The organism is Roseateles saccharophilus (genome assembly GCF_031458095.1).
In the GTDB taxonomy this organism is placed as follows: Bacteria; Pseudomonadota; Gammaproteobacteria; order Burkholderiales; family Burkholderiaceae_C; genus Pelomonas; species Pelomonas saccharophila_A.
This window is the reverse complement of record NZ_JAVDXU010000002.1, coordinates 1,155,543-1,176,101: the sequence shown is the minus strand read 5'-3', so window position 1 is coordinate 1,176,101 and position 20,559 is coordinate 1,155,543. Positions and strand designations below refer to the sequence as shown.

General features: G+C 70.2%; 25 protein-coding genes. 11 read left to right on the top strand and 14 right to left on the bottom strand.

What is annotated here, in order from left to right:
* Positions 1-51: 51 nt before the first annotated feature.
* The 4 genes from J2X20_RS18250 (at position 52) to J2X20_RS18235 (ending at position 3,395) form a co-directional block, all read left to right on the top strand.
* Entirely contained in the window at positions 52-486 is a 435-nt protein-coding gene (locus tag J2X20_RS18250; RefSeq protein WP_310267430.1) for a hypothetical protein, read from the top strand.
* Positions 483-1,364 (top strand): DUF2145 domain-containing protein, encoded by an 882-nt coding sequence (locus J2X20_RS18245; RefSeq protein WP_310267428.1) that lies wholly within the window; start codon positions 483-485, stop codon positions 1,362-1,364. Before J2X20_RS18250 ends, J2X20_RS18245 begins: the two co-directional genes overlap by 4 nt.
* Before the next feature lie 10 nt (positions 1,365-1,374).
* A complete protein-coding gene (locus J2X20_RS18240) occupies positions 1,375-1,839 on the top strand; it encodes a DUF1801 domain-containing protein (protein ID WP_310267426.1) in 465 nt (154 codons plus the stop codon).
* A 92-nt stretch (positions 1,840-1,931) separates the two neighbouring features.
* Entirely contained in the window at positions 1,932-3,395 is a 1,464-nt protein-coding gene (locus tag J2X20_RS18235) for an aminotransferase class I/II-fold pyridoxal phosphate-dependent enzyme (protein WP_310267424.1), read from the top strand.
* A gap of 3 nt (positions 3,396-3,398) precedes the next feature.
* On the opposite strand, the gene J2X20_RS18230 is transcribed toward J2X20_RS18235, so the two are convergent.
* The 3 genes from J2X20_RS18230 to J2X20_RS18220 all read right to left on the bottom strand — a co-directional run bounded on the left by J2X20_RS18230 (position 3,399) and on the right by J2X20_RS18220 (position 4,925).
* Positions 3,399-4,103: a glutathione S-transferase N-terminal domain-containing protein gene (locus J2X20_RS18230; RefSeq protein WP_310267422.1), complete on the bottom strand. Its 705-nt coding sequence runs from the start codon at positions 4,101-4,103 to the stop codon at positions 3,399-3,401.
* Between the two features lie 94 nt (positions 4,104-4,197).
* On the bottom strand, positions 4,198-4,545 hold the full coding sequence (locus J2X20_RS18225; RefSeq protein WP_310267420.1) for a hypothetical protein: 348 nt from the start codon (positions 4,543-4,545) through the stop codon (positions 4,198-4,200).
* A gap of 5 nt (positions 4,546-4,550) precedes the next feature.
* Positions 4,551-4,925 (bottom strand): nuclear transport factor 2 family protein, encoded by a 375-nt coding sequence (locus tag J2X20_RS18220; RefSeq protein ID WP_310267418.1) that lies wholly within the window; start codon positions 4,923-4,925, stop codon positions 4,551-4,553.
* A gap of 73 nt (positions 4,926-4,998) precedes the next feature.
* Between J2X20_RS18220 and ubiA the strand changes: the two genes are divergently transcribed.
* From ubiA to J2X20_RS18205, 3 genes are all read left to right on the top strand, one after another.
* Entirely contained in the window at positions 4,999-5,904 is a 906-nt protein-coding gene (gene ubiA / locus J2X20_RS18215; protein WP_310267415.1) for a 4-hydroxybenzoate octaprenyltransferase, read from the top strand.
* A 1-nt stretch (position 5,905) separates the two neighbouring features.
* A complete protein-coding gene (locus J2X20_RS18210) occupies positions 5,906-6,679 on the top strand; it encodes a substrate-binding periplasmic protein (protein ID WP_310267413.1) in 774 nt (257 codons plus the stop codon).
* A 69-nt stretch (positions 6,680-6,748) separates the two neighbouring features.
* Entirely contained in the window at positions 6,749-8,383 is a 1,635-nt protein-coding gene (locus J2X20_RS18205) for a S41 family peptidase (protein WP_310267411.1), read from the top strand.
* On the opposite strand, the gene J2X20_RS18200 is transcribed toward J2X20_RS18205, so the two are convergent.
* From J2X20_RS18200 to proC, 6 genes are all read right to left on the bottom strand, one after another.
* Positions 8,380-9,402, bottom strand: coding sequence for a Gfo/Idh/MocA family protein (locus tag J2X20_RS18200; RefSeq protein WP_310267409.1), 1,023 nt, complete (start codon positions 9,400-9,402; stop codon positions 8,380-8,382). The genes J2X20_RS18205 and J2X20_RS18200 overlap by 4 nt on opposite strands.
* A complete protein-coding gene (locus tag J2X20_RS18195; RefSeq protein WP_310267407.1) occupies positions 9,399-10,427 on the bottom strand; it encodes a Gfo/Idh/MocA family protein in 1,029 nt (342 codons plus the stop codon). Before J2X20_RS18195 ends, J2X20_RS18200 begins: the two co-directional genes overlap by 4 nt.
* A complete protein-coding gene (locus tag J2X20_RS18190) occupies positions 10,417-11,568 on the bottom strand; it encodes an HPP family protein (RefSeq protein ID WP_310267405.1) in 1,152 nt (383 codons plus the stop codon). Before J2X20_RS18190 ends, J2X20_RS18195 begins: the two co-directional genes overlap by 11 nt.
* Positions 11,569-11,948: 380 nt before the next feature.
* Positions 11,949-12,497 carry a hypothetical protein gene (locus tag J2X20_RS18185; RefSeq protein WP_310267403.1) on the bottom strand — a complete coding sequence of 183 codons (549 nt, stop codon included), beginning with the start codon at positions 12,495-12,497 and terminating at the stop codon, positions 11,949-11,951.
* A 243-nt stretch (positions 12,498-12,740) separates the two neighbouring features.
* Positions 12,741-13,283: a chorismate--pyruvate lyase family protein gene (locus tag J2X20_RS18180; protein WP_310267401.1), complete on the bottom strand. Its 543-nt coding sequence runs from the start codon at positions 13,281-13,283 to the stop codon at positions 12,741-12,743.
* Complete coding sequence (gene proC / locus J2X20_RS18175; protein ID WP_310267399.1) at positions 13,284-14,096, bottom strand: pyrroline-5-carboxylate reductase; 813 nt, start codon at positions 14,094-14,096, stop codon at positions 13,284-13,286. It lies immediately after the preceding gene.
* An 89-nt stretch (positions 14,097-14,185) separates the two neighbouring features.
* On the opposite strand from proC, the gene J2X20_RS18170 reads away from it, so the two are divergent.
* The gene (locus J2X20_RS18170; protein WP_310267397.1) at positions 14,186-15,214 is read left to right on the top strand and encodes an alpha/beta hydrolase; all 1,029 of its coding nucleotides are present in this window, start codon (positions 14,186-14,188) and stop codon (positions 15,212-15,214) included.
* Positions 15,215-15,267: 53 nt separating this feature from the next.
* Positions 15,268-16,272 carry a DUF1444 domain-containing protein gene (locus J2X20_RS18165; RefSeq protein ID WP_310267395.1) on the top strand — a complete coding sequence of 335 codons (1,005 nt, stop codon included), beginning with the start codon at positions 15,268-15,270 and terminating at the stop codon, positions 16,270-16,272.
* Here the strand turns inward: J2X20_RS18165 and J2X20_RS18160 are convergent.
* From J2X20_RS18160 to J2X20_RS18140, 5 genes are all read right to left on the bottom strand, one after another.
* On the bottom strand, positions 16,255-18,111 hold the full coding sequence (locus tag J2X20_RS18160) for an ABC transporter ATP-binding protein (RefSeq protein WP_310267868.1): 1,857 nt from the start codon (positions 18,109-18,111) through the stop codon (positions 16,255-16,257). The genes J2X20_RS18165 and J2X20_RS18160 overlap by 18 nt on opposite strands.
* Positions 18,112-18,195: 84 nt before the next feature.
* Entirely contained in the window at positions 18,196-18,621 is a 426-nt protein-coding gene (locus J2X20_RS18155) for a hypothetical protein (protein ID WP_310267394.1), read from the bottom strand.
* A 37-nt stretch (positions 18,622-18,658) separates the two neighbouring features.
* Positions 18,659-19,054, bottom strand: a complete 396-nt coding sequence (locus J2X20_RS18150; protein ID WP_310267392.1) for an MAPEG family protein — start codon at positions 19,052-19,054, stop codon at positions 18,659-18,661.
* Positions 19,055-19,097: 43 nt separating this feature from the next.
* Positions 19,098-19,376, bottom strand: coding sequence for a DUF2277 domain-containing protein (locus J2X20_RS18145; protein WP_310267390.1), 279 nt, complete (start codon positions 19,374-19,376; stop codon positions 19,098-19,100).
* Between the two features lie 10 nt (positions 19,377-19,386).
* Entirely contained in the window at positions 19,387-19,566 is a 180-nt protein-coding gene (locus J2X20_RS18140) for an oxidoreductase-like domain-containing protein (protein WP_310267389.1), read from the bottom strand.
* A 43-nt stretch (positions 19,567-19,609) separates the two neighbouring features.
* Here J2X20_RS18140 and J2X20_RS18135 point away from each other — a divergent pair, with 43 nt between their 5' ends.
* The gene (locus J2X20_RS18135; RefSeq protein ID WP_310267388.1) at positions 19,610-20,155 is read left to right on the top strand and encodes a GNAT family N-acetyltransferase; all 546 of its coding nucleotides are present in this window, start codon (positions 19,610-19,612) and stop codon (positions 20,153-20,155) included.
* A gap of 76 nt (positions 20,156-20,231) precedes the next feature.
* Positions 20,232-20,558, top strand: coding sequence for a YbjQ family protein (locus J2X20_RS18130; protein WP_310267386.1), 327 nt, complete (start codon positions 20,232-20,234; stop codon positions 20,556-20,558).
* Position 20,559 lies beyond the last annotated feature (1 nt).

Genomic DNA, 20,559 nt, shown 5'->3' with positions numbered 1-20,559 from the left:
CTGACACATCCGCGCTATCGTTGGCCATCCTCACCCTCTCACGAGCCCACGATGCGCCTCGTCCTCACTGCCGTCCTGGCCCTGGCCACGCAAGCCGCCCTGGCCTCGTCCACCACCGCCTCCTCTGCCGCCGACGCCGGCTCGTCCGCGTCGGGCAGCGTGTCGGACTCCTTCAAGGGTTCGTCCAACAGCAGCAGCGGTGGCGAACACCGCGCCGAAGGCCGCTACCGCGTCACCGAGGTGGCCCAGGCCGACACCGCCGGCAAGCTGCGCCTGAAGCTGGAGCGCGAGGGCGCCGCCCCCGTCGAGCTGACCCTGCCCCAGCAGGCCCTGGCCGCGCGCGCCGTCAACGTCGGCGACGAGGTCCAGGCCACGCCCCAGCCCTATGGCGTCGCCTTCGCCCATGCCGACACGGGCCAAGCCTTCTTCCTGGTGCTGGAAGACGCCTGGCACCGCGAGCTGGCCGCGCGCGTCGTCAAGCCTTGATCCGCGCCGCCCTCGCGGCGGCCGGCCTGCTGGCTGCGGTTGCCGCCCAGGCCGGCGCCCTGCCGCGGGGCTGCGACCCCCACCGCGAGGTCACGGCCGCCCAGCAGGACAGGCTGCTGCGCTTCACCGCCACCGTCCGCCAGGCCTTGGCGGAGTCCGGCAGCCCTGCCGCGCTGATCGCGCGCTCGGGCACCGACCTGTCGCGCTTCGGCCTGCGCTACTCGCATGCCGCCGTCGCCCTCGCCGATGGCCTGGACACGCCCTGGGCCGTGCGCCAGCTCTACTACGCCTGCGCCGAAGGCCAGCCCCGCCTCTTCGACCAGGGCCTGGCCGGCTTCATCTCGGGCAGCGACGATGTCGACGTCGGCTTTGTCAGCCTGCTGCTGCTGCCACCCGAGGCCGCCGCTGCGCTGGCCGCCACCGCCCTGGACAAGCCCGTCGCGCTGGGCCTGCTGAACGCGCGCTACAGCGCCAACGCCTATCCCTTCAGCACCCAGTACCAGAACTGCAACCAGTGGGTGGCCGAGCTGCTGGCCGCCGCCAGCGCCGGGCCGCGCACGCGCGAGGACGCCCAGGCCTGGCTGCAGCGCGAGGGCTATGCGCCCGAGCCGGTGCACGTCTCCGGCTGGCTGCTGGTGGCCGGCCACTTCATGCCCTGGCTGCACTTCGACGACCAGCCCCGCGAGCAGCTGCGCGCCAGCATCGTGCAGACCAGCCTGCCCGACAGCCTCGAGGCCTTCGCGCTGCGCCGCTGGCCCACCGCGCGGCGCATCGAGTTCTGCCATGGACCCCAAGGTGTCGTGCAACGCGAGGGCGGCGCGCCGCTGGCGGCGGGCTGCGTGCCGCAGGATGGCGACCGGATCACCGCCTTGAACTGAGGAGGCCGCGATGCCGGACGCCACCGCCGCCCAGGTCGACGCCTTCATCGCCCGCTACACGCCCGACATGGCCGCGGCGATCACGGCCTGCCGGCGCCGGCTGCGCGAGCGCGTGCCGCGCGGCTTCGAGCTGGTCTACGACAACTACAACGCCCTGGCCATCGGCTATGCCTGGGCCGACAAGGCCTCGGCCAGCCTGGTGTCCATCGCCGGCTATCCGCGCTGGGTGACGCTGTTCTTCCTCTACGGCAAGGGCCTGCCCGACCCGGAAGGCCTGCTGGAAGGCGAGGGGGTGCGGGTGCGCAGCATCCGCCTGAAGTCGCCAGAGGATCTTGACCGCCCCGCGGTGCGCCGGCTGCTGGAACTGGCCCTGGCCCCGCACGAGGTCGACTTCGCCGCGGCGCCGCCCTTGCAGACCGTCGTCAAGTCCATCGCGGCCAGGCAGAGGGACAGACGCCCCCTCCCGAGGGGGTAGCGAGCCCGGCCCACCAAAAATGATGATGCGCGGCCCCTTCGCGCTCAGCACAGTCCGCCCCCACAACAACGAGCTTTTCAACGGGGGCCGCTATGGACGAATTGATGGAACGGGCCGTGGACACCACGGCGAGGGAGGAGGACTCCAGCAACGACGGGGCCGAGCTGCGCGGCTCGTCCTTTGACTATCTGACCCAGCCGGGCATCGACCTGGCTGCCAAGGCCCAGGCCTTCCATGCCTGGGCGCAGACGCGGGTGTCGCATGGCGTCTTCCCCTACGCCAAGCGCCTGGGCGGCCGGCCCGGCGCCACCGCCGAGCTGACGCTGCTGGACGGCCAGCGCCACGCGGGGCTGAACTTCTCCTCGCAGGAGTACCTGTCGCTCGCCCGCCATCCCAAGGTCTGTGCCGCGGCCCAGGCGGCCATGGAGCGCTATGGCGTGCACAGCGCCGGCTCCACGGCCCTGGCCGGCAATGTCGAGGAGGCCGTGGCCCTGGAGGCCGAGCTGGGCGAGCTGCTGCGCACGCCCGAGGTGCTGCTGTTCCCGACCGGCTGGGCGGCGGGCTTTGGCGCCATCAAGGGCCTGGTGCGCGAGGCCGACCACATCGTCATCGACCAGCTGGCCCACAACTGCCTGCACGAAGGCGCGCGCGCGGCCACGCCCAACATCCATCTGCATCGCCACCTGGACATCGACCATGTCGAGCGCCTGCTCAAGCGCGTGCGCCAACGCGATCCGCACAACGGCATCCTCGTCGTCACCGAGGGCTGCTTCTCGATGGATGCCGACTCGCCCGACATCCGCCGCCTGCAGGCCCTGGCACGCGAGCATGGCGCCCTGCTGATGGTGGACGTGGCCCATGACCTGGGCTGCCTGGGCCTGGGCGGTGGCGGCCAGCTCGCCCTGCAGGGCATGCTGGGCCAGGTGGACCTGGTGATGGGCTCGTTTTCCAAGACCTTTGCGTCCAATGGCGGCTTCGTCGCCAGCCATGACCGCGCCATCAAGGAATACCTGCGTTTCTACGCGGCGCCCAACACCTTCTCCAATGCGCTGTCACCGGTGCAGGTGGCCATCATTCGTGCCTGCCTGGCCATCGTGCGCTCCAGCGAGGGCCAGGACAGGCGCGAACGGCTGATGCGCGCCATCCTCGGCCTGCGCGGCGCGCTGACCGAGCAGGGCGTCACGGTGCTGGGCCATCCCTCGCCCATCGTGCCCGTCATGCTGGGGCACGACGCCGTGGCCCGCGTGGCCAGCCGCGAGATGAGCGAAGCCGGCCTGCTGGCCAACCTCGTCGAGTACCCGGCGGTGTCGTTGAACAGCGCCCGGCTGCGCATGCAGGTCATGGCCGACCACACGCCGGCGCTCGCCCAGACTGCGGCCCGCATCGTCGCCGACTCGCTGCAGCGTGCACGTCATGTTGTCAGCCCCTCGTCCAAGGAATACCTTGGACGGTCCCCCGAGGGGACGGCGATGCTCGCGGCATCGAGCCGCGAGCACATCGCCAGCGCGGGCCGGCTCGGGAGCGGCCCAGCGCTCGGCCCGAATGCGCAACAGTGAGGATCAGTCGCGAGCCGGGATCTTGAGCCCGCGCTGCACGGCGGGGCGCGCCAGGAAGGCCTGCAGCACCCGGTCGACTTCGGGGAAGTCGTCGTAGCCGACCAGGTCGCGCGCGCCGTAGAAGCCGATCAGGTTGTTGACCCAGGGCCAGGTCGCGATGTCGGCGATCGTGTACTCGTCACCCACCAGCCAGGCACGGCCCTCGAGATGCATGTTCAGCACATTGAGCAGGCGCCTGGCCTCGGCGATGTAGCGGTCGCGCGGGCGCTTGTCCTCATAGTCCTTGCCGGCGAATTTGTGGAAGAAGCCGACCTGGCCAAACATCGGCCCGATGCCGCCCATCTGGAACATCAGCCACTGGATGGCTTCGTAACGACGCGCGGGGTCCTGGGGCAGCAGCTGGCCGGTCTTGTCGGCCAGATAGATGAGGATGGCGCCACTCTCGAACAGCGGCAGCGGCCGGCCGCCCGGCCCGTCGGGATCGATGATGGCCGGGATCTTGTTGTTCGGGTTCAGCGACAGGAACTCGGGGCTGAGCTGGTCGTTGGTGGTGAAGCTGACCAGATGCGGCTCATAGGCCAGGCCGATCTCCTCCAGCGCAATGGCCACCTTGACGCCGTTGGGCGTGGGCAGGGAGTAGAGCTGCAGGCGCTCGGGGTGGGCGGCGGGCCATTTCTTCGTGATGGGGAAGCGGCTGAGGTCGGTCATGGCAGAGGCTGGGTCGGGGGGTGCGCGACTTTAGGCGCGCCGTGCAAGACCTGGGACGCGCGGGGATTTCGGCGTGGGCGTAGGAGGCGGTGCCTCAGCGCACCCCGGCCGGCTTGCGCGTGGCCTGGCAGAACTTGGCCTGGGCGGCCTTGTCCTCGGGTTCAACGCGCGCCTCGTAGCCGGCCAAGGCCTCGGTCACGCGGGCGTTGCCTTTGTACTTCTGCTTCAGCCGGGCCAGCTCGGCATCGGTGCCGGGGCAGCTCTGGCAGACCGACCAGTCGATGTCCTTCTGGCGCTCCGCGTCAGAGCTGCGCTGGCCGCGCCAGTGGTCGCAGGCGTCGCGCAGGTCGACGAAGGTCTGGACCTCCTTGGGCAGGGGCGCCGGTGCGGCCCAGGCTGCCAGGGAGGCCGAGAGAAGCAGCGCTGCCAGCGGGCGGTTCATGGGCGTCAATACCTCTCAACATGCTTGGACAGCCGCGGCCCCGGCTCGTAGGGGTCGGGCCAGTAGTCGGTCACCTTGACGATCAGGCCGTCCTTCAGGTCGAACAGGCTCAGGCCCATCATGGGCGGCGCGCTGCTGATGAAGCTGATCTGCGTCATCGCGCTGCTGTCGTCGGCAATGCACCTCAGCACCTCGGCCCGCCAGGGCTGGGGCCAGGTGGCGAAGAAGTCCACATAGCCCAGGGGGCTGAGGATGCGTTCGCGGCTCTGCGGCGCGTCGTAGCTCATCTCGGGATGCAGCAGGCGGCTCAAGCCCTCCCAGTCCTGGGCGTTGGCGAGTTGCCAGTGCCGCATCACCAGATCGCGGGTTGTCAGGCTCATGGCGCAAACCTCCGCATTGCATGCGCAGACTATGCAGCAAACCAGCGCCCTCCAAGCGCGTGAAAATGCTGCCATGTCCACTGCCGCCCCCGCCGCCACACCCCCTTCGCGGCTCACCCTCTATCTGCAGCTGATCCGCTGGGACCGCCCCGCCGGCTGGCTGCTGCTGCTGTGGCCGACGCTGTCGGCGCTGTGGATCGCCGCGGACGGCTGGCCGGGCTGGCATCTGCTGGCCGTCTTCACCCTTGGCACCGTGCTGATGCGCTCGGCCGGCTGCTGCGTCAACGACGTGGCCGACCGCGATTTCGACCGCCATGTGCAGCGCACCGCCCAGCGGCCGGTGACGACGGGCGCCGTGTCGGTCAAGGAGGCCCTCATCCTCGGCGCGGTGCTGTCCCTCGTGTCCTTCGGCCTGGTGCTGACGACCAACCCGCCGGCCATCCTGCTGAGCTTCGCGGCCCTGGCCGTGGCCATCGCCTACCCCTTTGCCAAGCGCGTGCTGGCCATGCCCCAGGCCGTGCTGGGCGTGGCCTTCTCCTTCGGCATCCCCATGGCCTTTGCGGCGGCCCTGGGCGGCATGGAATGGAATCTGCGCGCCGTGCCTCTGTCGGCCTGGGCCCTGCTGCTGGCCAATCTGTTCTGGGTGCTGGCCTATGACACCGAGTACGCCATGGTGGACCGCGACGACGATCTGAAGATCGGCGTGCGCTCCTCGGCCATCGCCCTGGGCCGCTGGGATGTGCCCGGCATCATGATCTTCTACGCCACCTACCTCACCATGTGGGCGGGGCTCGGGCTGCGCCTGGGCCTGGGCCGCTGGTTCCTGCTCGGCATCGCGGCGGCAGCGGCGCAGGCGGCCTGGCACTGGACGCTCATCCGCCGGCGCAGCCGTGCGGGCTGCTTCACGGCCTTCCGCTCCAACCACTGGCTGGGCTTCGCGGTCTTCGCCGGCACCGTCGTCGACCTGGCCCTGCGTTGACATGGACACGCGGCGCCGCCTGCTGATCCTCGGCGCCGCCGCCCTGGCGCCAGGTTGGGCGCGCGCCCAGGCCGTATCGGCGTCCGCCGGCGGCACCCTGGTGCTGGCCAATGCCGTCTATCCGCCGCTGGTGAATCCCCAGGGCCACCCGAGCGGCGAGGGTGTCGACATCGAGATCGCCCGCGAGGCCCTGCACCGCGGCGGCCATGGCGGCGCCATCGAGCTGCAATGGGTGCCCTGGAAGCGCGCCCTCTTCATGCTGGAGCGCGGCCTGGCGGACTTCACGACGACGGTGAGCTACAGCACCGAGCGCGACCGCTTCCTGCGCTGGAGCCTGGCCTACCGCGCCGGCGTGCGCTATCACTTCTACAGCCGCAAGGACTCGGGCCTGCAGCTCCAGCACCTGGAAGACCTGCGCGGCCACAGCCTGGCCCTGAGCGCCGGCTTCATCTACCCCAAGGCAGTGCTGGAGATGGCGGCCGGCCACGTCGAATATGGCCGCGACGTCGGCGGCGCCGTGCAGCTGGTCGAGCGCGGGCGCGCCGAGGTCGTCATCGTCAGTGCCCTGGCCGGCACCTGGGAGATCCGCCAGCTTGGCCTGGCCGACCGCCTGGTGCGCCACGCGCTGGAGTACTTCAACTCCGAGCCCTCCTTCATGGCCTTTTCCAAGAACAGCCCGCGCAGCATGGCCGCGCTGGCCGCGATGGACATCGGCCTGGCCAGCATGCAGCGTGACGGAAGCATCACGCGCATCGAGAAGCGCTATGTGCGCTAGGCTGCCCAGGCCCTAGACTGCCGGCCCGAGGCGGCCAAGACCGCCTGCGTTCAATCAGGGAGTTCGTTCATGTCCTATCCGTTCCGCGGCGCCGCCGCGCTGGCTGTCCTTTTGCCGCTGCTGCTCGCCGGCTGCGGCGGCGGTGGCGGCCAGGCGGGCACCCCCATCTTCCGTACAGGCGACAGCCCGAGCTCTTCGGGCGGCAGCTCAGGCAACAACAGCAGCAGCGGCAGCAGCAGTGCGCCCATCGACCCGGCCGGCCCTTCGGCCAGCTTCGCCCAGCAATGCGCCGCCACCAACACGCTGGCGGCCGGCAATCTGCGCACCTCGACGCTGGACTCCGAGAAGAAATGGCTGCGCGCCTATTTCGACGAGGCCTATCTGTGGCGCGACGAGGTGTCGCGCGTGGATCCGACGGGGTCGGCCTATACCGGCGGTGACACCTACGCCGCCATGGACGCCTATTTCGAGGCGCTGAAGACGACGCAGACCACCGACACCGGCCAGAAGCGCGACCGCTTCAGCTTCACCTACCCGACGGACAAGTGGAAGGCACTGAGCGAGAACGCCATCGAGGCCGGCTATGGCATCGAGTGGAAGCTGACCAGCCCGCTGCCGCCGCGGCAGATCCAGATCGCCTATGTCGAGCCCGGCAGCCCCGCCGACAGCGCCGGCCTGAAGCGCGGCGACGAGCTTGTCAGCGTCGACAGCGTCAGCGCCGACGTGGGTGATGCCTTCGGTGTCGACGCGCTGAACGCCGCCCTCTTCCCCGACGCGGCCCAGGCCCAGCACAGCTTTGTCTTCACCCGCCCGGGCGGCGCCACCCTCTCGATGCGCCTGACCAGCGCCTCCATCACCAAGACGCCGGTGCCCATCGCCCGCATCCTGACGACGCCGCTGGGCCAGCGCGCCGGCTATATGCTGTTCAACGAGCACATCGCACCGGCGGAAGGCCAGCTGATCGCGGCCATGCGCGACTTCCAGGCCCAGGGCGTGCGCGAGCTGGTGCTGGACCTGCGCTACAACGGCGGCGGCTATCTCTACATCGCCAGCGAGCTGGCCACCATGATCGCCGGCGCCACGCGCACCTCGGGCCAGGTCTTCGAGACGCTGAAGTTCAACGCCAGGCGCAGCAATGAGAACGAGGCCACGCCCTTCTACAACACCTCCTGCATCCTGGTCGGCAACCGCTGCACCCAGGAGCAGGCCCTGCCGGCGCTGAACCTGACGCGGGTCTATGTGCTGGCGCAGTCGGGCACCTGCTCGGCCAGCGAGTCGGTCATCAACGGCCTGCGCGGCATCGGCGTGGATGTCGTGCTGATCGGCGGCAAGACCTGCGGCAAGCCCTATGGCTTCACGGCCAAGGACAACTGCGGCGTCAGCTATTTCCCCATCGAGTTCGTCGGCGTCAACGCGCAAGGCTTCGGCGACTATGCCGACGGCCTCGAGCCCAAGGCCGACGCCACGGCGAGCAACACGCGCTTCGTCAAAGGCTGCACGGTGGCCGACGACACGCTGCACGCCCTGGGCGACACGTCCGAGGCCATGCTGTCCACGGCCCTGTACCACGCCGACATGGGCAACTGCCCGGTGCAGCGCAATGCATCGGCGGCCACGGCGCGGGCCCAGGGCGCCCGCGACGCCGTGGCCATGACGCTGCAGCGCCATCCGGCGCGCAGCAACCGGGTGCTGGTGAGCCGTTAGGCCGACTGCGGAAAACGCGCCCTTATTGCGTCCATCCAGCCCAGCAGGGCCAGCGTTTCTGAATGCGGCATGCGTGGGCTTTCCACCAGGCCGGCGCGAATGCAGGCCTGGGCCTCGGTGATTTCACCCTCAAAGCCGTTGAGGAGAAAGGGCGCCGCGACGCGCTGGTCGTCGAGCTCGACGACCTCGGCAAAAGAGAAGCCCTTCGGGAAGCGCAGCGCGCCCTGGCTGCCCAGCACCTCGAAGGCATTTGCCGAGGCAGCGTCGAAGCCGCAGCGGAACTGCGACGTGACGCCGTCGGGGAAATGCAGGCTCACCTGCACGGCGGCATCGACCCCGGTGGGGGCGAGCTGGGCCCGCACGTCCAGCGCCACCGGCTCGGGGCAGACACCGCCGCTCATCTGCTGCAGTACCCAGCGCGTCACCGCCAGGTTATAGATACCGATGTCCCACAGCGCGCCGCCGGCCAACGCCGGGTTCCATAGCCGGTGCTGGGGGTCGTAGCGGGCCGGGAAGCAGAAGCTCGACTGCATGGCGCGCAGCTCGCCGATGGCACCCTCGCGCAGCATGCGGCCCGCGACTTCATAGGCGGGCAGGAAGCGCGTGCACAGCGCCTCCATCAGGAAGACGCCCTTCTCGCGCGCAAGGTCCACCAGGGCTTGCGCCTCGGCACGCGTCGTCACCAGCGGCTTCTCGCACAGCACGGCCTTGCCGGCCTGCAGCGCGGCGCGGATGTATTCGCCGTGATGGGAATGCGGTGTGGCGATGTAGACGGCGGCGATGGACGCGTCGGCCAGCAGCTCCGCCAGCACCGTCGTCACGCGCGCCGGCGCCTCGCCTTCGCGCTGCCATTGCGCGGCATAGGCCTGGCCCTTGGCCGCGTCGCGCGCCAGCACGGCGGCGAGCCGGGCACCGGGCACGGCGGGCAAGGCGGCGGCAAAATGGTGGGCGATGCCGCCAGGGCCGATCACGGCCCAGCGGAAGAGATCGGCGTCACCCACCATCGCCGAGGGCTTCAAGCCTTGTTGACGCCACCTGGGAAGCGGGCACGGATGGCATCCATCCAGCCCAGCAGCCCCAGGGTCTCGGCATGCGGCATGCGCGGGCTCTCCACCAGGCCGGCGCGGATGCAGGCCTGGGCCTCGGCGATCTCGCCCTCGAAGCCGTTGATGACAAAGGGCGCCTCGACGCGCTCGGCCGGTTCCTTGCGAGTCACCAGTTCGACGGCCTCGGCCTGCCAGAAGTCCAGCGGGAAGCGCAGGCCGGCCTTGGAGCCCAGGGCCTCGAAGGCATTGACCGAGGCGGCATCGAAGCCGCAGCGGAACTGCGAGGTCACGCCGCCGGGGAAATGCAGGGTCACGTTGACGGCGGCGTCCACGCCGGTCGGCGCGATCTTGGCCTGCACGGCGATGGACTCGGGCTCGGGGCAGATGCCGCCATTCATCTGCTGCAGCACCCAGCGCGTCACGGCCAGGTTGTAGATGCCGATGTCCCACAGCGAGCCGCCGGCCAGCGCCGGGTTCCACTGCCGGTGCAGGGGGTCGTAGTTGGCGGCGAAGCAGAAGCTGGACTGCATGGCGCGCAGCTCGCCGATGGCGCCCTCGCGCAGCATGCGGCCGGCCAGCTCATAGGCGGGCAGGAAGCGCGTCCACAGCGCCTCCATCAGGAAGACGCCCTTGGCGCGCGCCAGCTCGATCAGGGCCTGGCCCTCGGCGCGCGTCGTCACCAGCGGCTTCTCGCACAGCACGGGCTTGCCCGCCTCCAGCACGGCGCGGATGTATTCGCCATGGTTGGAATGGGGCGTGGCGATGTAGACGGCATCGATGGACGGGTCGGCCAGCAGGTCGGCCAGCGCTGTCGTCACGCGGGCAGCTTCGCCGGCGCCCTTCCATTGCTCGGCATAGGCCCGGCCCTTGGCCGCGTCGCGCGCAAACACGGCGGCGAGGCGAGCACCCGGCACGGCCGCGAGGGCGCCGGCAAAGCGGTTGGCGATGCCGCCGGGGCCGATCACGCCCCAGCGGAAGAGTTGTTCATCATGGGCCATGGCTGAGGGCTTTCACAAGGTCGGACTGCGTGAGGATGCCGACGAGCCTTGCCTGCTCGCCGACGATGGGAATGTGGTGGTGGCCGGTGGCCGAGAACAGCGGCACCAGTTCAGCGATCGGCCGCTCGGCACTGGCCACCCGCACCTGGCGGCTCATGATCTGGCCGACGACTTCGGGCTTGCTCGAATGCGTGGTGGACGAGGGGCGCAGCAGGGTCTGAAGCCGGCCGGCCAGGCCCTCGCGCTGCTGGCCTTCGGCGGCGCGCATGAAGTCGGCGCGCGTGACGATGCCGACGATGCGCTGCACGCGGTCCACCACCGGCAGGGCCTTGATGCGGTGCTGCTGCAGCAAGGCCCAGGCCTCGGCCAGCGGCGTGCCGAACTCGACCGTGATGACCGGCGTGGACATGATGTCGGTGCAGCGCAGACGCCCCAGGCGGTTGCGGTAGCTCAGCATCTCGGCTTCGTGCAGCAGGTCGGCGAGGTCGTCGCGCGGCACGTCCAGCACCTGGTTGTAGCGGGCCAGCACGGCGTCCAGCTCGGCATCGCCAAAACGCGGCGGCGCGACGGTGGCGCCCGCGGCCGGCGGCGGCGGCGCCGTCACATGCTGGGCATGCGGATAGCGCCGGCCGGTCAGCGTGTTGTAGGCCATGCCGGCCAGCACCAGCAGCAGGGAGTTCAGGGCCACCGGAACCAGGGCGAAATGCCAGTCGTGGGTGGCTGTCAGCACCATCAGCAGGCTGGCCGCGCCGCCGGGTGGATGCAGGCAGCGCAGCAGGAACATCGTGGCGATGGCCAGCGCCACGGCGGCGGCCGCAACGACAAGCGCGGGCAGCGGCAGCCACAGCATGCAGGCAATGCCAACCAGGGCCGACAGCGTGTTGCCGCCGACCACGGCCCAGGGCTGGGCCAGCGGACTGGCCGGCACGCCAAAGACGAGGACGGCGCTCGCCCCCAGCGGCGCCACCAGCCAGGGCAGGCCCGGCGCCATCGCGGCATGGCTGAGCAGGCCGGCCAGCAGCAGGCCCAGGCCGGCGCCGATGACGACGCGCAGGCGCTCGCGCGCATTGACCGCCTGCGGCGCAGGCCGCAGCGCGTTCAGCCAAACAAGAAGGCGGTCAGGCAACGAGGCAGAGGACATGAGCGGCGGCAGGGCAAGGAAGCCGAGCCGCCGATTGTGTCCGCCGCCGGCGCCCGCGCCGGTTCAACCGGGTTTCACGAGCCCCTCGCCCAAGGAGCACCTTGGTCGGCCTTGCAGGCCGCGCTGCCGACGGAGCGGCAGCTCTTCGGCAGGCACGCGTCGCCCACCGGGCGCCATGTGTCCGGCCGAAGCCCCCGAAGGGACGGCGATGCGAGCGGCATTGAGCCGCTCACACGTCGCCAGCGCGGGCCGGCCAGGTGAACTGAAGTCGGACACAAGCAGTCCCTGCGGACTGCTTGTGCCTACGGAAGGCCATGGGCCTCTGGCCCATGGCAGGCCCGGCGCTCGGCCCGCAAGCGTCACGCCAATGGAATGACTCTTCAGGCCTTGCCGAGCAGGCCGCTCATCTGCGCCTTCAGCGTCTGGGCCTGGGCGCGGCGCTCCTTGGTCGCGGCGCGCTGGTAGGCGGCTTCGGCCTTCTCACGCAGGGCCACGGCCCGCTCCAGAGCCTCCTGGTAGCGCTCGACGGTGTAGGTGTTCTCGGTGCCGATATAGACGCTGCGGGCCAGCGGCGTTTCGCCGAAGCGCGGCAGGGTCACTGCGAAGCTGCAATCACGGACACGACTGCCCGCACGCTGGCGCACGATGGGGCCGGAAATGCCCGACGGCAGGTCGCTCTGCTTCTTGCGGCTGGGCGTGCGGCGCAGGCGCGAAGGCGCAGGCAGCGTCGCGATGCGCTTGAGCAGCTCCTTGGTGGCCATGGCCAGGGCGCGGCGGGCGCCGCTGCCGTCCTGGCTGTGATCGGAGAACAGCTTGGTGCCGCCGTAGCGCAGCTGCCAGCCATGGGTCGACAAATGGTCGATTCTTTGAATGCATTGCGGCACGACAAAGTGCTCGCCGCTGAAGATCACCACATCACGCGTATTCATCACTGCCCCCAGTGTCATCAGCCCACCTGTTGCGTCTGTGCGCGGCGGGTCTACTAACGCCCCTCTGATACGGACTGAGTTTATGGGGGTTTATGGGCGCAGTGCGAATTTATGACGCCATGAAAACAGTTTCATCAAAAACCAGTCAGCTCAACGACAGCTAAGCAGGCGTTTGCGCGGTTTCACCTAGGGAAGATCCCCAGGAAACCGCGCCTGCGGCCAGGCGCGACGGGCCGAGGAGATCTAGCGACCGCGTCGTCCAGGGCGCTGCACGGCCAAATCAGGCGCAAACAGCTCCATGACGCGCAACTGGGCGCCGCTGCGGCTGAATACCGAATTGCGCGACCACAGCATCTGCGGCGACGCCGCCTCGCCGGTGGCCGCCAGCCACTGCCGCTCGGCGTGGCGGCGCGTGTGGCCGTGGCGCGACAGGCGGCGCGGCTGCAGCTCGCTGCGGTGGATGCGGTAGTCGTCGTAGAGCAGATGGGCCAGCGGCCTGGCGCCCAGGCCCTTGAGCGCCCGCCACGGACCGATGGTGGCGCGCTGGTGCACCGCCGAGCGCGCCCAGACCAGGGGCTGGCCGTCGACGCGCAGGATGACCTCGCGCACCACCGTCAGGCCGCGCGGCGGCAGGCCCAGGGCCGCGCGCTCCAGGGCCCGGAACGGCGCCACGCCCTGGCGCAGCACCTGGACTTCAAAGCGCTCGCCCAGGCGGGCCAGGCGGCGGCTCAGTGAGCCCGGCGCCCGCAGCCAGTCGCGCAGGCTGTCTCGCGTCGCAATGCCCATTCAGCCGAATTCGCGTCCCAGCTCCGCCGCGCGTTTCTGCGCCGCCAATACCGCGCGCTGGATGGCTGCGTCAACGCCATCCGCCTGCATCGATGTGATGGCCGCATGCGTTGTGCCGCCCTTGCTGGTCACGCGCTCGCGCAGCGTCGTGGGCGACTCGTCCGAGCCCAGGCCCAGGGCGGCCGCGCCGGCGCAGGTGGCCAGGGCCAGGCGCTTGCCCTGCTCGGCGGTCAAACCCATGTCGACGGCCGCGGCCATCATGGCCTCGACGAAGAAGAAGAAATAGGCCGGGCCCGAGCCCGACAGCGCCGTCACGGCGTCGAGATCGTCCTCGCGCTCGACCCACAGGGTCTGGCCGGTCGGCGCCAGCAGGCGCTCGACGGTGGCGCGTTCCTCGCCCGAGACGGCAGTCCGCGCAAACAGGCCGGCAATGCCTTTGCCGATCAGGGCCGGCGTGTTGGGCATGGAGCGCACGACGCGCTCGCTGCCGGTGGCGGCGACGATGGACTCCGAGCGGATGCCGGCCATCACCGACAGGTGCAGGGCCCCGCCCAGCCAGGCCTTGATCGGCTCGGCGGCGGCACTGAAGAGCTGGGGCTTGACGGCCCAAACGATGGTGCCGGCCGCGGCCAGGCCGGCATCGCCCGCGGCCAGGGCCGCGACGCCAAACTCGCCGATGAGCTTCTCGCGCTGCGGCGCATAGGGTTCGACGATGAGGAACTGGGCGGGCTTCATGCCGGCACGCAACAGGCCGCCGATGATGGCGCTGGCCATATTGCCGCCGCCGATGAAGGCGATGGTTTCTGCACTCATGGGTGGAAGTCTAGGGCCTGCCCCCGCGCGCCTTGCCGCAGGCTGACGAGAAACAAAGCAGCGACGTGGCGCGGCTATCGTTGCGGTTCATGAGTATCCGACGCCTCGATCGCCGCACGCTGCTGCTCACCACCCTGGCGCTCGCCGCCTGCGCCGGCGGCCCGCCGCCGCCCAAGCCCTGGGCTGAGACGGCGACGCGCGAGCTCAACCTGTCCCTGGGCAGCTTCGAGCTGCAGGGGCGCCGCGTGACCGTCACGCGCAGCGCCGGCGCTGCGGGGGCCCTGCCCGTCGTCATCTACCTGCCCGGCATCGGCCAGGGCAGCGAGAGCGGCCAGCGCTGGGCGGCCACCTGGGCCCAGGCCGGCTACGCCGTGCTGGCCGTCCAGCCCCTGGAAGAGGACGCGGCCGCCTGGCGCTCCAGCCTGGCCCGCAGCGGCGAGTTCCGCGAACTGGGCCAGCTCCACTATGGCGATGCCATGCGCGCCGACCGCCTGGCGGCGTTGCGCCGCCTCGTCGCCGCGCTGCAGACCCAGCCGGTGGCCGGCGTCGCCCTGGACTGGCAGCGGGCGGCCCTCGCCGGCTATGAGATCGGCGCGCAGGCGACGCTGGACCTGGGCGGCGACGGCGCGGGCTGGCTGCCACGCGCCGTCATCGCCATCAGCCCGCCGCCCATGGAAGCGGCCACCGCGACGCCGCCAGCCCTGCTGATCACCAGCGACAGCGATGGCGACGCCCTCGGCCTCGTCACCCGCCCGGCCGAGCGCCGCCGCGCCTTCGACAGCCTGCGCCCCGGCGCCGGCTGGCTGCTCAACCTGCCCGGCACCTCGCACGCGGCCCTGGCCGGCACGCTGGCGCCCGAGGGCTGGCATGCCCAGGACCAGCACCGCGGGCGGGAAGGCATGGGCGGTGTCCAGCAGCGTGGCGGCATGGGCGGCGGCCAGGGCGGACAGGGCCATCACGGCCCGGCCGGCGGCACGCCACGTGGCCCGCGCAGCGGCAGCGCCACCGAGGCGGCCCAGGCCGACCTGCAGGAGGCGATGCGGCTCAGCGTCGCCTTCCTCGACGCCCGCCTGCGCGGCGCGGCCATGCCGGCGAGCGCCCTGCTGACGGCGCGCTGAGGCCGCCGTCAACCTGCCTAAACTCCCGCCGCAAACCGGGAGGAGAAGCAAGCATGGGCGCAATGACGGCCGACCTCGAAGATCTGCTGCTGCATGACGAGCAGCTCAAGGGGGTGACCGGCCGGGCCGGGCTGCTGTTCGGGCTGACGATCTCGACCGTGGTCGGCTTTCTTGGCCATATCACCGCGTTGGCCGCCGTCGGCTGGCTGGGCACCTGGTTCATCGGCACCCACATCATCAGCCGCGCCGCGCCGGTGCTGCGCACCTCGCCCCTCGTCAAGTACCCGCTGTTCTTCAGCTGCGCCATGCCCTTCATGAGCCTGGTGGCGCCCGTCTATCTGTGGACGGCCTCGCGCAGCGCGCGCGCCGAACTGGAGGTCGACATCCGCCAGGCCCAGTTGCGCGAGCGGCGCGGCGAAGCCCTACCTCCACCCGCCCCCGCCCCTGCCGCCCCGACGCGGGCGCCGGTACAGGAAGCCCTGCCCATCGTGCGCGCGGCCGCCAACGGCGGCTGGGCCGAAGGCGAGGAGATCCAGCTGCAGATTGCGCCTGGACAGCTGCCGCCCGACATGCCCAACGATCCCGGCATGATGCCGCCGACGCGCGCCGCGGCCGGCGTGTTCGTGGTGGGCTATCACGTCGACGCCGGTTCGCACTGGACGTCGGTGGGCCGCGACGAGATGCGCAAGGCCGGCATGAACCTGAACGCCCTGCATCGCCAGGCCCTGGGCAATCTGATGAAGCTGGTCAAGGGCAAGCCGGGCCTGAGGCTGGTCGACCACCCGCCCTATTACGGCCTGCTGCTGGACGGCGACCACGAGGCCTGCCTGGTGCTGCTGGACGGCCTGTGGGACCACCTCTTCGCCGACAAGATTCCCAACGGCGCCGTCGTCGCCATCCCCTCGCGCGATGTGCTGGCCTTTTGCGACGCCAACTCCGCCGAAGGCATCGCGGCCCTGCGCGCGGCCAACCGTCGCATCGGGCCCGACGCCAAGGGTGCACTGTTCCAGGGCCTGCTGTTGCGCCGTGAAGGGCGCTGGTCAGTCTTCGAGTCCTAGGAAGCCGCCGCTCTGGTGCGCCCAGAGCCGCGCATAGATGCCGTTGCGCGCCAGCAGCTCGGCATGCGTGCCCTGCTCGACGATGCGGCCGGCGTCCATCACCACGAGACGATCCAGCGCGGCAATCGTCGAGAGGCGGTGCGCAATGGCGACGACGGTCTTGCCTTCCATCAGCGAGTACAGCGACTGCTGGATGGCGGCCTCGACCTCGCTGTCCAGCGCGCTCGTGGCTTCGTCCAGCAGCAGGATGGGCGCGTCCTTCAGCATCACGCGGGCGATGGCGATGCGCTGGCGCTGGCCGCCCGACAGCTTGACGCCGCGCTCGCCCACATGCGCCTCGAAGCCGCTGCGGCCCTTGGGGTCGGACAGGCTCGCAATGAACTCATCGGCATGGGCCCGCACGGCGGCGCGCTGCATGTCTTCGGCAGCCGCGTCGGGGCGGCCGTAGAGGATGTTGTCGGCCACCGAGCGGTGCAGCAGCGAGGTGTCCTGGGTGACCATGCCGATGTGGCGGCGCAAGGAGTCTTGCGTGACGCCGGCGATGTCCTGGCCGTCGATGAGGATGCGGCCGCCGCCCTCGGGCAGGTCATACAGGCGCAGCAGCAGGTTCACAAGCGTGCTCTTGCCGGCGCCGCTGCGGCCCACCAGGCCGATCTTCTCGCCGGGCTTGATGGTCAGGTCCAGCCCATCGACAACGACCTTGCCGTTGGGATAGTGGAAGCGCAGCTGCTCGAAGCGCACCTCGCCCTGGCCGACGACCAACTCCTGGGCGGCCGGTGCGTCCAGCACCGTCTGCGGCTTGGCCAGCGTGGCCAGGCCGTCCTGCACCGTGCCCACATGCTCGAAGAGGGAGGCCATCTCCCACATGATCCAGTGCGAGATGCCGTTCAGCCGCATGGCCATGGCGGTGGCCGCGGCGACCGCGCCCACGCCGATGGCCGACACGCCCCACAGCCACAGCGACAGCAGGGCCGCGCTGCCGACGAGCAGGGCCGACAAGACCGTGTTGACGACCTCGAAGCCCGTCACCAGCCGCATCTGGCCATAGGCCGTGACCATGAAGTCCTGCATGGCCGACTTGGCGTACGAGGCCTCGCGGCGGCCGTGGGCAAACAGCTTGACGGTGGCGATATTGGTATAGGCGTCGGTGATGCGGCCCGTCATGAGGCTGCGCGCATCGGCCTGGGCCTGGCCGATCTTGCCCAGGCGCGGCACGAAATAGCGCAGGGCCACGAGGTACAGGGCCAGCCAGGCCGCGAAGGGCGCGATCAGCCAGGTGTCGAAGCTGGCGACGATGGCGACCAGCGTGCCGAAGTAGACGGCCACGTAGACGAGGATGTCGACGACGATGAGCCAGGTGTCGCGCACGGCCAGGGCCGTCTGCATGACCTTGGTGGCGATGCGGCCGGCGAACTCATCGCCGAAGAAGGCCAGGCTCTGGGCCAGCATGCGGCGGTGGAAGACCCAGCGCAGCCGCATCGGGAAGTTGCCGAACACGCCCTGGTATTTGGTCAGGGCCTGCACGGCCGCCAACACGATGGACACGCCCAGCACGCCCAGCAGCATCAGCACGACGGGCTGGGGCTGGCTCCACAGCTCGGCAGGCTTTTGCGTAGCGAGCCAGTCCACGAGGCGCGCCATCAGGCTGAACAGCAGGGCCTCGGCGGCGGCGATGCCGGCCGTGAACAGCGTGACGACGAAGAGATGGCGGCGCAGGCCCTCGGCGCAGCGCCACAGAAAGGCGAAGAAGCTGGTCGGCAGCGCCTCGGGGCGCGCGCTGCCGGCAGTCTCCGGCGATTCGGGATAGGGATCGACGAGGCGCTCGAAGCGCGAGACCAAGGGTTGGAACAGCGAAGCCATCCCGTTAGTTTCGCCTGACAACGCTGCCAAGGCATGGCAACAATGCCATGCCTCGGGCCGGGCTTACTGGCTGGCCGCGGAGGCCGGCGAAGGCGGGGGAACAGGCACGACGACGCCGGGCGACAGAGAGATCTCGTCCACCAGCGTGACGCCGGTGACGAAGTAGCGCGTCTCGCCGAAGCAGGAGGTCGGCAGACCGACCTTCTCTTCGTAATGCAGGTTGACGCGCCGGCCCATGACCTTGTTGATGGCCTGGGCGGTGGCCTCGTCGTGCACGGTGAAGTAGAACTTCTCGACGCTGGCCGTGCCCGGCAGCGACACCAGGGCCTGCTCGCCCTCCCAGGTCTTGCAGATCCAGCCCTTGCGCGAGAATTTCTGCACCCAGCCGGCCCGTTCGCCGTCGGAATAGCTCCAGCGCCAGGCGAAGGCGAACCAGGCCGCGACAAGCAGCAACAGGGCGACGAAGGACAGAGCGATCTTCAGGCGCATGACGGAGGCGGGGAGCTGACGGCGCGGCGATTGTGCGTCAGACCATACCGGCCACCATCAGGCCCAGGCCGACGATGCTGACCGACCAGACCCCGGTGCGCACGAAGGCGATGCCAAGCACATAGACCGGCAGGTAGACGACCCGGGCCCACAGAAAGATCTGGGCACCGAGCAGCACGCGTTCATTCGTCGCACCCGCGGCCTGGGCCACCAGGGCCAGGGCGGCGAAGAACAGCAGGTTCTCCAGGCTGTTGGCCGCTGCACGCTGGGTGCGGCCGGCCAGCGGCGTCGCCTCGGGCAGGTTGTCGCGATTGCCGAAGGCCAGCATCAGGCCCTTGGGCGTCCAGGCCCGGGCCCGAATCAGGCTGGCAGCGACGACGGTCAGCCAGGTCAGCAGGGTCATGCAGACGACGAGGGACAGCAGCTTGGGCATGGACTTCCTCGGGAGTGGCCGCGTCAAGCCGACGCGCCCGCCATCATCCGCCCGGCTGGCCGAAGCGTGCCTGCGAGCGAACCCGCGCCTTCTCGGCCTCGACCTCGCGGTTCTTGGGCTCGGCCGTCGTCACCAGCGAGGCGATCAGCGCGCGCGCCTCGGCGGCGATGGCCGCCACCGCATGGTCGAAGGCTTCTTCATTGGCCTTGGACGGCACATTGAAGCCGCTCAACTTGCGCACGAACTGCAGGGCCGCGTCGCGGATCTCGACCTCGGTGGCCGGGGGCTCGAAGTTGAAGAGAGTGCGGATATTGCGGCACATGGGAAGGTCCTCAGGAGGCTTCGGGATGCCTTTCGCGCCAGGCGCGCAGCTTCTGGCGGTAGTCGTCCATCGCGAGATCGTGCAGATCGAAGATGCAGGGCGAGCAGCCATTGCCGCAGCAGGCCTCGAAGTCGGGCTCGGGGGGCGGCAGGGGCATGGGGTCCACATTGGGCGCGGGGGGCGGCGTCATGGGCATCATCGCCATCCATTGTGCGGGTGAGCAGAATGCCCCCATGCAGTTCACCACCCTGCCCGAGTCCGACCATCCCCTCGTCATGCTGCGGCCCATCACGGCCGCCGACATCCCGGTCTGGTTCGGCTATCTGTCCCTGCCCGCCGTCCACGAGCACACGAGCTGGAATCCGCGGTCGCTGTCGCAGCTGGCGCACTACGCCCAGGAGCCCGGCTCGCACACCCCGACCTCGCTCTTGCGCCTGGCCATCGCGGACCGGGCCAGCGGCGCGATGGTGGGCTCCATCGGCTTTCATACCGTGGCGCCCGAGAACCGCTCGGCCGAACTGGCCTATGACCTGTCGCCGCCTGCCTGGGGCCAGGGCATCGCCAGTCAGATGGCCCGCACCCTGGTCGACTGGGCGCATGTCCACGTCGGCCTGCTGCGCGTGCAGGCGACGGCACTGAGCTCCAACGCCCGCTCCATGAAGGTGCTGGAGCGCTGCGGCTTCCAGCGCGAAGGCCTGCTGCACAGCTATCGCCTGGTCAGGGGTCGGCCCGGCGACTTCTGGATGTATGCCCATGTCGTGGCACCGGCCGCGGACTGATGCCCGGCTCTCCTTATGTTTTCCTAACGCTCGCGAATCGAGGATCACGCCACCCCCGCCTCAACAGGAGAACCCCGTGCTCATCGTCACCACCGAGAACCTCGCCGGCCATCGTGTCGCCGAGGTCAAGGGCCAGGTCTTCGGCGTCGTCGTGCGCAGCCGCGGCCTCGCCGGCAACATCCTCGCCGGCCTGCGCTCCATCGTCGGTGGCGAGATCACCGAGTACACCCAGCTGCTGGAGGAGGCCCGCCGCCACGCCATCGACCGCATGGTCAAGAACGCCAGCCTGATGGGTGCCAACGCCGTGGTCATGATGCGTTTCGACTCGTCCGAGATGGGTCAGACCATGAGCGAGATCGTCGCCTACGGCACCGCCGTGGTGGTCGAGAAGCTGCCGGCCTGAG

What these genes read in the sequence shown, in the direction of transcription:
- J2X20_RS18250 (WP_310267430.1), top strand. Translation starts at nt 52, where the DNA reads ATGCGCCTCGTCCTCACTGCCGTCCTGGCCCTGGCCACGCAAGCCGCC.
- J2X20_RS18240 (WP_310267426.1), top strand. Translation starts at nt 1,375, where the DNA reads ATGCCGGACGCCACCGCCGCCCAGGTCGACGCCTTCATCGCCCGCTAC.
- J2X20_RS18235 (WP_310267424.1), top strand. Translation starts at nt 1,932, where the DNA reads ATGGACGAATTGATGGAACGGGCCGTGGACACCACGGCGAGGGAGGAG.
- J2X20_RS18230 (WP_310267422.1), bottom strand. Translation starts at nt 4,103, where the DNA reads ATGACCGACCTCAGCCGCTTCCCCATCACGAAGAAATGGCCCGCCGCC.
- J2X20_RS18225 (WP_310267420.1), bottom strand. Translation starts at nt 4,545, where the DNA reads ATGAACCGCCCGCTGGCAGCGCTGCTTCTCTCGGCCTCCCTGGCAGCC.
- J2X20_RS18220 (WP_310267418.1), bottom strand. Translation starts at nt 4,925, where the DNA reads ATGAGCCTGACAACCCGCGATCTGGTGATGCGGCACTGGCAACTCGCC.
- ubiA (WP_310267415.1), top strand. Translation starts at nt 4,999, where the DNA reads ATGTCCACTGCCGCCCCCGCCGCCACACCCCCTTCGCGGCTCACCCTC.
- J2X20_RS18210 (WP_310267413.1), top strand. Translation starts at nt 5,906, where the DNA reads ATGGACACGCGGCGCCGCCTGCTGATCCTCGGCGCCGCCGCCCTGGCG.
- J2X20_RS18205 (WP_310267411.1), top strand. Translation starts at nt 6,749, where the DNA reads ATGTCCTATCCGTTCCGCGGCGCCGCCGCGCTGGCTGTCCTTTTGCCG.
- J2X20_RS18195 (WP_310267407.1), bottom strand. Translation starts at nt 10,427, where the DNA reads ATGGCCCATGATGAACAACTCTTCCGCTGGGGCGTGATCGGCCCCGGC.
- J2X20_RS18190 (WP_310267405.1), bottom strand. Translation starts at nt 11,568, where the DNA reads ATGTCCTCTGCCTCGTTGCCTGACCGCCTTCTTGTTTGGCTGAACGCG.
- J2X20_RS18185 (WP_310267403.1), bottom strand. Translation starts at nt 12,497, where the DNA reads ATGAATACGCGTGATGTGGTGATCTTCAGCGGCGAGCACTTTGTCGTG.
- J2X20_RS18180 (WP_310267401.1), bottom strand. Translation starts at nt 13,283, where the DNA reads ATGGGCATTGCGACGCGAGACAGCCTGCGCGACTGGCTGCGGGCGCCG.
- proC (WP_310267399.1), bottom strand. Translation starts at nt 14,096, where the DNA reads ATGAGTGCAGAAACCATCGCCTTCATCGGCGGCGGCAATATGGCCAGC.
- J2X20_RS18170 (WP_310267397.1), top strand. Translation starts at nt 14,186, where the DNA reads ATGAGTATCCGACGCCTCGATCGCCGCACGCTGCTGCTCACCACCCTG.
- J2X20_RS18165 (WP_310267395.1), top strand. Translation starts at nt 15,268, where the DNA reads ATGGGCGCAATGACGGCCGACCTCGAAGATCTGCTGCTGCATGACGAG.
- J2X20_RS18155 (WP_310267394.1), bottom strand. Translation starts at nt 18,621, where the DNA reads ATGCGCCTGAAGATCGCTCTGTCCTTCGTCGCCCTGTTGCTGCTTGTC.
- J2X20_RS18150 (WP_310267392.1), bottom strand. Translation starts at nt 19,054, where the DNA reads ATGCCCAAGCTGCTGTCCCTCGTCGTCTGCATGACCCTGCTGACCTGG.
- J2X20_RS18145 (WP_310267390.1), bottom strand. Translation starts at nt 19,376, where the DNA reads ATGTGCCGCAATATCCGCACTCTCTTCAACTTCGAGCCCCCGGCCACC.
- J2X20_RS18140 (WP_310267389.1), bottom strand. Translation starts at nt 19,566, where the DNA reads ATGACGCCGCCCCCCGCGCCCAATGTGGACCCCATGCCCCTGCCGCCC.
- J2X20_RS18135 (WP_310267388.1), top strand. Translation starts at nt 19,610, where the DNA reads ATGCAGTTCACCACCCTGCCCGAGTCCGACCATCCCCTCGTCATGCTG.